The organism is Reyranella sp., assembly GCF_050185545.1.
Classification (GTDB): Bacteria; Pseudomonadota; Alphaproteobacteria; order Reyranellales; family Reyranellaceae; genus Reyranella.
Genome location: NZ_JBFWZI010000201.1, coordinates 1 through 12123, shown reverse-complemented (window position 1 = coordinate 12123; position 12123 = coordinate 1). Strand labels below are relative to the sequence as shown.

The following is a 12123-nucleotide window of genomic DNA, read 5'->3' as shown; positions in this document are numbered from 1 at the left end:
CCGTGCGTCTCGTAGTAAAGCTCGGCGCCATCGCGCAGCCTGAATTGCGGCATATCCTCTCCTCGGTTTGCCCGGCCCGGTGAAAGCCGTAAGCTAGCTTAGTTTTCTCGCTCCGGGGTCGGCTGTTACAGGAGGCACACTCCGTTCGGCTGTTCCGGCCGAACGGAATGTGCTCCGAGGGATGGAGGAAAGCGCACGATGAAGCGCCTGTCGATTGTCGTCTTGGCTCTGCTGGGCGCCTGCACCCCCCAACAACAGGCGCCTGTCACGAACCTGATCGTGCGCCCGGCGCCGGACGATCCCAAGCCGGCCGGCATCGCCTACCTGTGCGACGGCCGCAAGGAAGTATCGGTGGTGTATGCCAAGAACCGCGCCTCGGTGACGTTCGACGGCCGCACCTGGCGCATGGAGTACCAGCCGACCGGCGACGGCTTCCGCTACGTCGATGCCGGCAACGAATGGGTCGGCCGCGACGAGCTGGCCAACCTGCGCGACGCCTCCCACCGCCCGCTCGCCTTCAACTGCCGGCCGGTGCGCCGGACGACGTAGGTCTTCTCTTCCGGACCGCGGGCGTCTCGCCCGCTATTCTTCATGAGCGGGCGAGACGCCCGCGGTCCGCCTGAAGATCGTCACCGCAGCCACAACTTGATCCCGTAACCCACCAGCGCCGTGACGCCAACGCCGGCGGCCCACAGGCCAACGAACCACAGCCATTGGCGCGGTCTGGGCATGATCAGCTTCGCCATGGTCAGTGATAGCCCTCATGGCCGGTCTTGCCGCGGAACACCCAGTAGGACCAGGCGGTGTAGGCGAGGATGATCGGCACCAGGACCAGCACGCCGGGCAGCATGAACTGGAGACTCGCGGCGGGCGCCGCGGCATCCCAGATCGAGATCCTGGGCGGCACCACGTAGGGGAACAGGCTGATGCCGAGGCCGGCCAGGCTCAGCGCAAAGATCACGAGCGCGACCAGGAACGGCGTCGCGTGGTGGCGGCGCCCCAGGCTCCAGAAGAACGCCGCTGTGGCGATGGCGACCAGCAGCGGCACCTGCGCGGTGAACAGGATCTGCGGCCAGGCGAACCAGCGCTTCCAGTAGACGTCGCTCAGGAACGGCGTCGCGCCGCTCACCGCGGCGATGGCGAGGATGGTGCCGATGCCGAGGCCGAAGGCGAGCCGGTAGCAGCGGTCCTGCAGGCTGCCCTCGCTCTTCATGATCAGCCAGGTGGCGCCGAGCAGCGCGTAACCGCACACCAGGCTGACGCCGACCAGCACGCTGAACGGCGTCAGCCAGTCGAACCAGCCGCCGGCATAGGCGCGGCTGTCAACCGCGACGCCCTGCAGCAGCGCGCCCAGGGTTATGCCCTGGGCAAGAGCTGCAACCACCGAGCCGAGGCTGAACGCGGCGTCCCACAGCGCGCGATGGCCGGGATCGCGCCAGCGGAACTCGAAGGCGACGCCGCGGAAGATCAGCGCCAGCAGCATGGCCACGATCGGCGCATAGAGCGCCGACAGGATGGTCGCATAGGCGAGCGGAAACGCCGCCAGCAGGCCGCCGCCGCCCAGCACCAGCCAGGTCTCGTTGCCGTCCCACACCGGGGCGATCGAGTTCATGGCGCTGTCGCGCTCGCGTCCGGGAGGCAGCCGGGAGAACAGGATGCCGATGCCGAGATCGAAGCCGTCCATCACGACATAGGCGAAAATCGCGAAGGCGATGATGAACGCCCACACCGTCGGCAGATCGAAGGCGAGCATGGTCAAGTCCCCCCCTTCGACGTCGCGGGCTCGGCGATGGCCGGCGCGGGCGTAATGCCGGCGGCGCGCACCGGCCGGTCGCGCTCCGGCCCCGCCTCGTCGCGATGCGGCGAATGGCTCATCAGCCGCAGGATGTAGAAGACGCCGGCACCGAACACGATGAAGTAGACGACGACGAAGGCCACCAGCGAAGCCGCCACGGCGGGCGCCTGCAACGGCGACACGGAGTCGGCGGTGCGCAGCAGGCCGTGCACCGTGAAAGGCTGGCGGCCGACCTCGGTCGTCACCCAGCCCGCGATCACCGCGACGAAGCCCGCCGGCCCCATTGCCAGGGCGAGGAGATGCAGCAGCTTCCAGTCGAACAGGCGGCGCCTGACGCGCGCGAGCAGGCTGAAGCCGGCCAGCGCCAGCATCAGCACGCCCATCCCGACCATGATCCGGAACGACCAGAACACGATCGCGACCGGCGGCCAGTCCTTGCGCTCGACGGTGTCGAGCCCGGCGAGGGGCGCGTCGAGCGAATGCTTCAGGATCAGCGACGAGGCCTTGGGGATCTCGATGGCGTAGCGCATCTCGCCGGCGGCCTGGTCGGGCCAGCCCAGCAGCACCAGCGGCGCGCCGTCGGGATGGCTCTTGAAGTGGCCCTCCATGGCCATGATCTTGACCGGCTGGTGCTCGAGCGTGTTCAGCCCCTGCTGGTCGCCGGCCAGGATCTGCAAGGGCGCCACCACGGTGATCATGCCCATCGCCATCGAGAACATGGTGCGCGCGCCCTCGTTGGTGCGCTCGCGCAGGAGATGCCAGGCGCCCACGGCACCGACGACCAGCGCCGTCGTCAGGTAGGCCGCCAGCACGGTGTGCACCAGGCGATAGGGGAACGACGGATTGAAGATGATGGCGAGCCAGTCCGCCGGCACGAACTGCCCGGCCTCATTGGTGGCGAACCCGGTCGGCGTGTGCATCCAGCTGTTGGCCGACAGGATCCAGAACGCCGAGATGAAGGTGCCGACCGCGACGGCCAAGGTGGCGAAGAAATGCAGGAAGCGGCCGACACGGTTCATGCCGAACAGCATGACGCCCAGGAAGCCTGCCTCGAGGAAGAACGCGGTCAGCACCTCGTAGGCCATCAGCGGGCCGATCACCGGCCCGGCCTTGTCGGAGAACACCGACCAGTTGGTGCCGAACTGGTAGGACATGACGATGCCCGACACCACGCCCATGCCGAAGGTGAGCGCGAAGATCTTCAGCCAGTAGCGGAACAGGTCGATATAGACCTGCCGTCCGGTCCACAGCCACAAGCCCTCGAGGACCGCGAGATAGCTCGCCAGCCCGATCGAGAATGACGGAAAGATGAAATGGAACGAGACAGTGAAGGCGAACTGCAGGCGGGCCAGCAGGGTGGCATCGAGGGACTCGAGCATGGCGATCACACGATACGTTGGGCGTAGGCCGGCGATCTCAAGGCGGTGACGAGCAGATCGAGCGCGGCCAAAAGGTCGGCGCGGCTGCGCGCGGCGCCGAGGGCGACGCGAATCGCGTGCTCGGGATTTCCGTCCACGCCAAAGCTGTCGCTGGTGACCACGGCGAGCCCCTGTCGTTGTACGTGCGCGGCGAACTCGGCTCGGGTCCAGGCCGGTGGCAGGGCGAGCCAGACATGGTGTCCCTTCGGGTGCGCAGCATAACTGTGTCCCGAAAGCGCCTTGGCCGCCAGCCTCTGTCTTGCCGCGGCCTCGGCCGTGATCGCCGCGACGATCGAATCGGCGCTGCCGTCGGCCAGCCAGCGCATGACCAGCGCCACCGTGAGCGGCACCGGCATCTGCGACACCGTGCGCAGCGCGTGCGTCACCGTGGCGGCGGCCGCGCGATCGGGCACCAGCACGAACGACACGCGCAGCCCCGGCGCGATGCACTTGGCGAGGCTCGCGGCGAGATAGCTGCGCTCGGGGATCAGGGTCGCGATCGGCTGCTGCCGGGGATCGAGGCTGCCGTAGGCGTCGTCCTCGATAAGGCTGAGTTCATGTCGGCGGATCGCCGCAGCAAGTTGCTCGCGGCGTGCCGCGGGAATGGTGAGCGTCGTCGGGTTGTGAATGGTCGGGATCAGGTATACCGCCTTGGGCGCGTGCTGCCGGCAGGCCGCCTCGAGCGCCGCGGGGCTCATGCCGTCGCGGTCTGCCTCGACGCCGATCAAGTGGACTCCGAGTGCAGTCGCGGCGGCCTTGAAGCCGGGATAGGTCAGCCGATCGGTCAACACCGTGTCGCCGGGCCCGGTCAGTGCCAGCAGGATCGCCATCAGGGCGCTCTGCGTGCCGGGCGACACGATCAGGCGGTCGGCGGCGGCGCTGCGCACGCGCCGGCGCAACCAGTCCGCCGCCGTGCCGCGATCGCTCTCGCTGCCGCCGGCATGCTGGTAGCTCAGGAAATCGGAGAAACCGTGCTCGCGCCGCAGTTCGGCCAAGCCACGCGCGATGCGGCCGTCGAGGTCGGCCTCGATCGGCTCGGGCGGCAGGTTCATCGACAGGTCGAAATCGATGCCGGCGGGCGTGCGGGCGATACGCAGCCGGCTCTCGGCGACGAACGTCCCCTGCCCTACCCGCGCCTCGGTCAGCCCGCGGCGTCGCGCCTCGTTGTAGGCACGCGTCACCGTCGTCAGATCGACACCGAGCGCCCTTGCCAGCGCGCGATGCGTCGGCAGGCGCTGCCCGCGATGCAGGCGGCCCGAAGCGATGTCGCGGCTCAAGGCCTCGACGATGCCTTCGTAGAGCGGTCCGGAGTCGCTCTGGATTGTAGGGCACCAATCCATACAATAGGCCCTCTTGACGGTTGATTGTATGGCTCACGCGCGCGATGTTCAAGACCGTTCAGATCGTGCTCTTCCGGACCGTGGGCGTCTCGCTCGCTCATAGGCGCGGCTCGGCGACGCCGAACGCGCCCGCATCAAAGCTCATGAGCGGGCGAGACGCCCGCGGTCCGGAAGACAAAGAAGGAGTCGCCCCAATGTCCCGGCCCGAGACGGCAAGCCTCCCTCTGCTGCGCGGCCTTCGCGGCCGCTGCCCGGCGTGCGGCGAGGGTCGGCTGTTCCGCGCCTTTGCCAAGGTGGTCGAGCACTGCCCGCATTGCGGCGAGGCGCTCCACCATCATCGCGCCGACGATTTTCCGGCCTACCTGACGATCGTGCTGGTCGGACACATCGTCGTGCCGCTGACGCTTTACGTCGAGGTGGCCTATGCGCCGAGCTACTGGACGCATGCCCTCATCTGGGGGCCCGTGGTGCTCGGTCTGGCCCTGGGCCTGCTGCAGCCGATCAAGGGTGCGATCGTCGCCCTGCAATGGCTGATGGGCATGCACGGCTTTGGCGCGGCGAAGCTGGTACGCGAGGCGTCAGCCCCAGCCGTCGAAGACCTCGCCGATGGCGGCGCGGTCCAGGCCGGCGCGCAGGCAGGTCTCGAGCAGCACACGCGCCTTCAGGGGATGAAGGCGGCCGCCCCAGATCAGGCCGGCCTCGCGCAGCGCGATCTCGGAGCTCGGACCGCCGTAGGTATGGCGTAGCATCGGCCCGCCGCCGGCGCGCGGCGACACGACGGTCGGCAGGATGCCGGCGAGGCGCCCGGCCGTCCCGCTCATGCGCTCGGGCAGATGACCGCCACCCATGGCGCCCAGCACGACGCCGCGATAGCCGAGATGGTCCGGCGCCTCGATCAGCGCTTCGAGCACCCTTCCCGGCTCGTCGAGCGATATCCAGAACAGCGCCACCGGTTGAGTTGCGGCGGACAACGAAGCGAACCGCGGGCGTGCCGCGACGATGGCGTCGCGCACCGGCAGGCTCATCGGCACGACGCGGTCCTCGACCAGCGCCGCCAACGGCCCGGTCTGCGGCGCGACGAAGGCATCGAGCCGGGTCGGATGGGCCTTCTGCACGTCGGCCACGGCGTAGACCTCGTCCAGCATCACCGCCATCACGCCGAGCGCACGGGCATGGCGGCGCATCCAGGGATCGCAGGCGACGCGCACGGCGGCCAGCAGGTTGCCCGGCCCGTCGGGCGAGGTCAGCGCGGGGTTACGCATGGCCGCCGTCACGACCACCGGGATGTCGAGATCGAGCAGCAGGTCGAGCAGGAAGCCCGTCTCCTCCAGCGTGTCGGTGCCCTGCGTCACCACCACGCCATCGACCTCCAACGACCTGATCTTCGCGGCGAGCGCATGGATCTGGTCGAAGGAGAGCGAGTGGCTGCCGACGCGCGAGACCGTCTCGGCCGCGACCTCGGCCAGCGCGGCGAGGCGCGGCACGGCCGCCACCAGATCGTCGGCGCCCAGCCCCATCTGCATGGCGCCGGTCGCGTCGGGACGCGTGGCGATGGTGCCGCCGAGCGCAAGGATGTGAATGCGCGGCTTGCTCATGATCCCAGCCTGAAGGACTTGAAGAAGCGATCGGCCTCGGGCGTGCGCAGCGCGTCGGCCGGTGCGAGATAGGCGAGCGACACGAAGCGGCGGCCCTTCAGCACCACGAGCTGGCGCAGCACGCTGCCGCCCGCCACCGAGCCGACGGACTCGGCGGCCGGCACGCCCTGCACCTCGCGCCAGTCGAGGCGAGTCCAACGCCCGCCCTCGAGCCGCCGCGCGCGATCGTCGAGAACGCCCTGCAGGTTGGCCTTGGGGACGCGCACATCGATGTCGGCGGGATAGAGCGCGGTCTGCGCGACGAAGGAGAGGCGGCGGAACTCCAGGCTGTAGGAGTGCAGCACGAACGCCGTGCCGCCGGGCGACGTCGTGTCGAGCAGCTTGTAGACCGGCTGCCCCGGCATATCGACGGTGAACGACCCGTCGGCCCCCTGCACGACCATCCACGCCGGCTTCTGGATCTGGGTGAAGGCCGCGGTGGCCGCGAGGGCGAGCGGCGCGGCGAGAAGGAGGCGGCGTCCGATGATCCTCCTCCTCGGCTTCGGTGGGGAGGTGTCCGCGTCTTCGCGGACAGAGGGGTCGAGACTCATGGCTGGGAGCGCGCCACTCCGATGGCACTCATGGGATGTGTGATCGACAAGAAGAGCGCCACAGGAGTGGCGCGCTCCCAGCCATGTCCCCTCCGTCCGCGTAAGACGCTGACACCTCCCCAGCGAAGCTGGGGAGGACGGGAATCGTTGTCGCTCATTCCGCCGCCAGCCGCTTGCCGAATTTCTCGCGCGCCTCGGCCTCGCTGTAGTAGCCGCGCGCGACGTCGCGGGCGATGGCGGCGGGATCGCGGCGGGCCGGGTCGCCGAAGCCGCCACCGCCGGGGGTCGAGACGCGCACCCTGTCGCCGACACCGATGCGGATGTCCTGGTCCTTTGACAGGTGCGGCGGGGTGTAGACCGTGCCGTCGCGACAGACCTGCACGCGGTTGACGCCGCCGTCGCGGCCGCCCAGCACGCCCTGCGGGCCGCTGCGGCCGTGATCCATCACCATCGACACGCGGGCCTCGCCGCGCCGCAGGCGGATGGCGTAGTTGATGCCGAAGCCGCCGCGGAACTCGCCGGCGCCGCCCGAGCCTTCGTGCAGCGAGAACTCCTCGAACAGCACCGGATAGAACTGCTCGAGCACCTCGACCGGCGGCATCTTGGAGATGCCGATGGTCGAGCAGCCGTTGGACAGGCCATCGCCGCCCCGGAAGCCGCCGTAACCGCCGCCTGTGAAGAGATACATGATGTAGTTGCGGCCGCGTTCGGGATCGTAACCGCCGACGCCGAGATTGCCCGACGTGCCGGCCGGCGCGGCGAACAGCAGATCCGGTATCGCCGTGGTCAGTGCGGCGAATACCGCCTCGGCGATGCGCTGGCTCACCTCGGCGGCGCAGCCCGACACCGGCCGCGGATATCTGGCGTAGAGGAACGTGCCCTCCGGCTCGACGATGTGCAGCGGCTCGAACGTGCCCGAATTGATCGGCACCTCCGGGAAGATGTGCTTGATGGCGAGATAGATCGCCGACTTGGTGGTGGCGATGACGCTGTTCATCGGCCCGCGGCAGGGCGGGCTGGAGCCGGTCATGTCGAAGGTGAGGTCTTCGCCCTTCTTGGTGATCTTCATGCGGATGGTGAGCGGCTCGTCGACCACGCCGTCGCTGTCGACCTGCGAGGTGCCCTCGTAGGTGCCGTCGGGGATGGCGGCGATGCGGTTGCGCATCTGGCGCTCGGCGCGATGGCGCATCTCGGCAATCGCCTGGCGCACCGTCTCCGCGCCGTAGCGGTCGATCAGCGCCGTCAGGCGTTGCTCGCCGGTGGTGAGCGCGGCGGCCTGGGCCTTGATGTCGCCGATGCGCTGGTCGGCGATGCGGATGTTGCTCAGGATGATCGCCAGGATCTCCTGGTCCATCTCGCCCTTCTTCCAGAACTTCACCGGCGGCAGGCGCAGGCCCTCCTGCTCGACCTCGGTCGCGCTGGCGGAGAATCCGCCCGGCACCATGCCGCCGACGTCGGGCCAGTGGCCGGTGTTGGCCAGCCAGGCGAACAGCTCGCCTTCGTAGAAGAACGGCTTCACGAACCGCACGTCCATCAGGTGCGTGCCGCCGAGATAGGGATCGTTGACGATGAACACGTCGCCCGGATCGACGCGGCCGGCATAGTGCGTCTTCACACGCTCGATCACCGCGCGGGTCGAAAACTGCATGGTGCCGACGAACACCGGCAGGCCGAGCTCGCCCTGGGCGATCAGCGCGCCGTCGACGGCATCATAGATGCCGTCCGAGCGGTCCATGCCCTCGGAGATCACAGGCGAGAAGGCGGCGCGCACGAACGCCAGGTCCATCTCGTTGCAGACCTGGATCAGGCCGTTCTGGATGACGGTCAGCGTGACGGGATCGAGGTTCGACATGCCGCACTCTATCGCATCCGGCGCGATGAGCGCCATGCGCCGCCCGGTCGTGCCGGTCAGCGCTTCCTCAGGTAGACGAACCAGTAGACGCCGCCCACCATGAGGCTGCCGCCGATCAGGTTTCCCATGGTGGACACGACGATGTTGTGAAGCGAGCCTGCCACCGTCACGCTGGCGTAGTCCGCCACGCCCCTGCCGATCGCCGACCAGAACTCGGCCGGCGCCCAGAGCTTGATGGCGAGCGCGTGAGGCAGGAAGAAGAGGTTGGCGATCGAGTGCTCGAAGCCTGCGGCGACGAAGGCGGCGATCGGCGGCACGATGACGACGACCTTGTCGACGACACTTTGCGCGCTGAACGACATCCACACGGCGAGGCAGACCAGGACATTGCAGAGGACGGCCAGGAAGAACAGCTCGATGGTCGGAAGGCCGGCTTTGGCGGCGGCGATCGCCAGGGCCGTCCTGCCCACGCCGCCGCCGCCCGCACCGTAGAGCCCCGCCAGGAACGCGAGCGCCGCCGTCGCCACCGCGCCGACGATGTTGCCGAGGTAGACCAGCGTCCAGGCTCTCAGCAGGGCCCGGACGCTGATGCCGCGACTGGCGCAGGCGACGATCATCAGCGAGTCGCCGGTGAACAGCTCGGCTCCGCCGACGATGACGAGGATGAGACCCAGCGAGAAGACGAGGCCGGCCAGCACGCGTCCGACGCCCCACGGCATCGCCTCGGCGCCCGTCAGGGTCACGGTCATGAAGATGGCGCCGAAGGCGATGAACGCCCCGGCCAGCACGCCCAGCACCAGGAGCCCGATGGCGTCCCGTCCGGCCTTGGCGGCGCCGGCGGCTTCGCAGGCGAGCGCCATATCCGATGGCATCAGGGAGTCGATCCGCACCCTGTTCGCCGCCTCCCGCGCGGAAGTCCCGGAATTCGTGTCACGACCGTTCAAAGTATTGCCCCCAATGGAGAATGGCTCATAGTGTCCGTCACGTCATGCTTCAAACCTCGTCGCTGCTCGCAGATGCATTGGCCGACCGTCTCATGGAGACGTTCGTGCGCAGCTACGGTCGCGCGGCGCCGCCCTATGCCGAGCTGATCGGCGAGGCGGCGCGGCTGGTGATCGAGCGGCTGTCGCTGAGCGACGCGCTCTATCACACGGCCGAGCACACCGCCCTGGTCACCCTGGTGGCGCAGGACATCCTGCGCGGCCGGCGCATGCGTACCGACGTGCCGCCCGACATGTGGCTGCACGTGATCCTGGCGGCGCTGACCCACGACATCGGCTACCTGCGCGGCATCTGCCGGGGCGACACCGATCACCGGTTCGTCGCCAGCATCAAGGGCGACATGATCGAGCTGCCGCGCGGCGCGTCGGATGCCGCCCTGGCCCCCTGGCACGTCGACCGCGGCAAGATCTTCGTGCGCGAGCGCTTCATCCACAATCCCCTGATCGACCCCGACCGCCTGGCGCTCAACATCGAGCTGACGCGCTTCCCGGTGCCGGACGACGCCGACCATGCGGCGACCGACACCGAGGCGGCGTTCGTGCGCGCCGCCGACCTGATCGGCCAGCTCGGCGATCCGCTCTACCCCAGGAAGCTCAACGCGCTGTTCCACGAATTCCAGGAGATCGGTTTCACCCGCCTGCTGGGCTACGCCACGCCGGCCGATGCGGCGGATCACTATCCGCAGTTCTTCTGGTCGAAGGTCGAGCCGTTCCTGGGCGAGGCGGTTCACGCCCTCAACATGACGGCCGAGGGAAGGCTGTGGCTCGCCAACCTCTATTCCCATGTCTGCGTCATCGAGCACGGCCGCCGCGCGATGGGCCCGAACGCCGCCCGGGCGGCGAGCGAGGACGCCGTCATCGACGTGCGCGACTTCCGCAAGGGCGGTTCGCCGCGCTCGGGGTGACTCATTCCCTATGCCAGCTTCGCTGCCAGGGAGTGGAAGCATCTTTTCTGTCCCTTCCCCGTAGTCGACCGTAGTCGGGGGAGGGATTCGAGGTATGCCGTCTCCTCTCGCTTGGTGGGGCGGAGAATGAATCTCACACCTCCGTATCCCCCTTGAGCAGGCGCTGGACGATCGAGCGGTTCAGGATCTCGTTGGTGCCGTCGGCGACGTTGACGATGCGCAGCGAATGCCAGGCATGGTGCAGGCCGACCTCGTTGGTGAAGCCCATCGCGCCGTGCGTCTGCATGGCGCGGTCGACGGCGCGGTAGCCGACCTGGACCGAGTAGGCCTTGGCCATCGACAGTTCCTTGATCGCCGGATGGCCCTGGTCGAGCAGGGTCGCGGCGTTCAGCCCCATCAGGTGGGCGGCGTGCAGCTCGGTGGCGCTCTCGGCCAGCGGGAAGGTGACACCCTGGTAGTCTGCGATCGGCCGGTCGAACGCCTTGCGCGTCTTGGCGTAGTCGAGCGCGAGCTCGAGCGCCCAGCGGCCGTAGCCGACGGCGCGCGCCGAGTTGTAGATGCGGCCGAGCGAGACGCCGTACAGCGCCGCGGCGAAACCCTGATGCAGGTCGCCGACGAGCTGCCACGGTTCGACGCGAACGTCCTCGAGCCTGAGCTCGGCCTCGTCGCCGCCGATATGGCCGAACAGCTTGATCACGCGCTGGACCTCGAAGCCGGCCGAGCCGGTCGGCACGAGGAAGGCGCTGATGCCACCGCGGCGCGCCGCCGCGCGCTCGGGATCAGTCTGGGCGAAGACGATACAATAGTCCGCGACCGGTGCGTTGGAGGTCCAGATCTTGCGCCCCGTGAGTCGCCAGCCCTCGCCGTCCTTCACCGCGCGTGTCGCCAGGGCCGCGGCATCGGAGCCGGCGCCGGGCTCGGACAGGCCGAAGCACATCGATGCCTCGCCCGCCATCATCGGTCCGAGAATCCGTTCACGCGCCTCGGGCGTCACCTTCTCGAGCAGCCGGCTCGGCCCGAACGCCCAGTGGCTGATGACATAGAGCATCAGCCAGTTGTGCGGCCCGCAGAGATGGAACAGCGCCTCCCAGCCGGCATAGTAGGCGAGATGCCCGAGCCCGCCGCCGCCCAGGTGCTCAGGCACGCACATGTTGTAGTAGCCGGCGCGGGCCGCGGCGCGGCGCACCTCGCCGATCAGCCCCTTCAGGGCATCGGAGAAGCGGCCGTCCTTGCGATAGAGCCGGCGCGGGTCGTCGAACAGCGCGCGATGCGTTTCGTGGCGCGGCAGCACTTCCTTGCGCGCGAAATCGATCAGTCCCTCGCGTACGGCGCGGATGTCGTCGGGCAGGTCCCAGGCTATGGCAGACACTTTGGCGTTCCTCGATGGTCGGGCGACCGAGTGTCGGCCAAGCCCGATGGCCGACGCCAGCGCGACCAACGGGCTCAGCCGCCATACGAGATCGTTGGTGCTCATGCTCCTTTGGACCGCGGGCATCTTGCCCGCTCATGATTCCGAGCCGGCGAGACGCCCGCGGTCCGGAAGAGCAAGCCCCTGTTTTTGCTGGCCGCCCGCCGGAACCCGTGTGCTAATGATGCGCGTGGCGGATTCGTTCGACTGAGTTTTTCG

General features: G+C 68.7%; 10 protein-coding genes and 1 pseudogene. 3 read left to right on the top strand and 8 right to left on the bottom strand.

The window, feature by feature from the left end:
• Positions 1-198 precede the first annotated feature (198 nt).
• A complete protein-coding gene (locus tag AB7O82_RS32415) occupies positions 199-549 on the top strand; it encodes an MliC family protein (protein WP_428554741.1) in 351 nt (116 codons plus the stop codon).
• A gap of 199 nt (positions 550-748) precedes the next feature.
• Here AB7O82_RS32415 and cydB read toward each other — a convergent pair whose 3' ends face one another.
• From cydB to AB7O82_RS32400, 3 genes are read right to left on the bottom strand one after another with little or no spacing between them, the layout of a single operon-like run.
• Positions 749-1753: a cytochrome d ubiquinol oxidase subunit II gene (cydB, locus tag AB7O82_RS32410; protein ID WP_428554750.1), complete on the bottom strand. Its 1005-nt coding sequence runs from the start codon at positions 1751-1753 to the stop codon at positions 749-751.
• Between the two features lie 2 nt (positions 1754-1755).
• Positions 1756-3174, bottom strand: a complete 1419-nt coding sequence (locus tag AB7O82_RS32405) for a cytochrome ubiquinol oxidase subunit I (RefSeq protein WP_428554744.1) — start codon at positions 3172-3174, stop codon at positions 1756-1758.
• Positions 3175-3179: 5 nt separating this feature from the next.
• Positions 3180-4553: a PLP-dependent aminotransferase family protein gene (locus AB7O82_RS32400; RefSeq protein WP_428621216.1), complete on the bottom strand. Its 1374-nt coding sequence runs from the start codon at positions 4551-4553 to the stop codon at positions 3180-3182.
• A 44-nt stretch (positions 4554-4597) separates the two neighbouring features.
• Between AB7O82_RS32400 and AB7O82_RS32395 the strand changes: the two are divergent.
• Positions 4598-5071 (top strand): annotated as a pseudogene (locus AB7O82_RS32395) (DUF983 domain-containing protein); the annotation flags it as partial.
• 60 nt (positions 5072-5131) lie between these two features.
• Here AB7O82_RS32395 and AB7O82_RS32390 read toward each other — a convergent pair.
• The 4 genes from AB7O82_RS32390 to AB7O82_RS32375 form a co-directional block, all read right to left on the bottom strand.
• Positions 5132-6148 carry an asparaginase gene (locus AB7O82_RS32390; protein WP_428621215.1) on the bottom strand — a complete coding sequence of 339 codons (1017 nt, stop codon included), beginning with the start codon at positions 6146-6148 and terminating at the stop codon, positions 5132-5134.
• On the bottom strand, positions 6145-6738 hold the full coding sequence (locus tag AB7O82_RS32385) for a hypothetical protein (RefSeq protein ID WP_428621214.1): 594 nt from the start codon (positions 6736-6738) through the stop codon (positions 6145-6147). Before AB7O82_RS32385 ends, AB7O82_RS32390 begins: the two co-directional genes overlap by 4 nt.
• Positions 6739-6892: 154 nt before the next feature.
• Positions 6893-8590 (bottom strand): hydantoinase B/oxoprolinase family protein, encoded by a 1698-nt coding sequence (locus tag AB7O82_RS32380; RefSeq protein ID WP_428554475.1) that lies wholly within the window; start codon positions 8588-8590, stop codon positions 6893-6895.
• Positions 8591-8646: 56 nt separating this feature from the next.
• The gene (locus tag AB7O82_RS32375) at positions 8647-9480 is read right to left on the bottom strand and encodes a formate/nitrite transporter family protein (RefSeq protein WP_428554472.1); all 834 of its coding nucleotides are present in this window, start codon (positions 9478-9480) and stop codon (positions 8647-8649) included.
• 131 nt (positions 9481-9611) lie between these two features.
• Between AB7O82_RS32375 and AB7O82_RS32370 the strand changes: the two genes are divergently transcribed.
• A complete protein-coding gene (locus tag AB7O82_RS32370) occupies positions 9612-10496 on the top strand; it encodes a metal-dependent phosphohydrolase (protein WP_428554470.1) in 885 nt (294 codons plus the stop codon).
• Between the two features lie 133 nt (positions 10497-10629).
• Here the strand turns inward: AB7O82_RS32370 and AB7O82_RS32365 are convergent, their stop codons facing one another.
• Entirely contained in the window at positions 10630-11865 is a 1236-nt protein-coding gene (locus AB7O82_RS32365) for an acyl-CoA dehydrogenase family protein (RefSeq protein ID WP_428621213.1), read from the bottom strand.
• Positions 11866-12123: the final 258 nt, after the last annotated feature.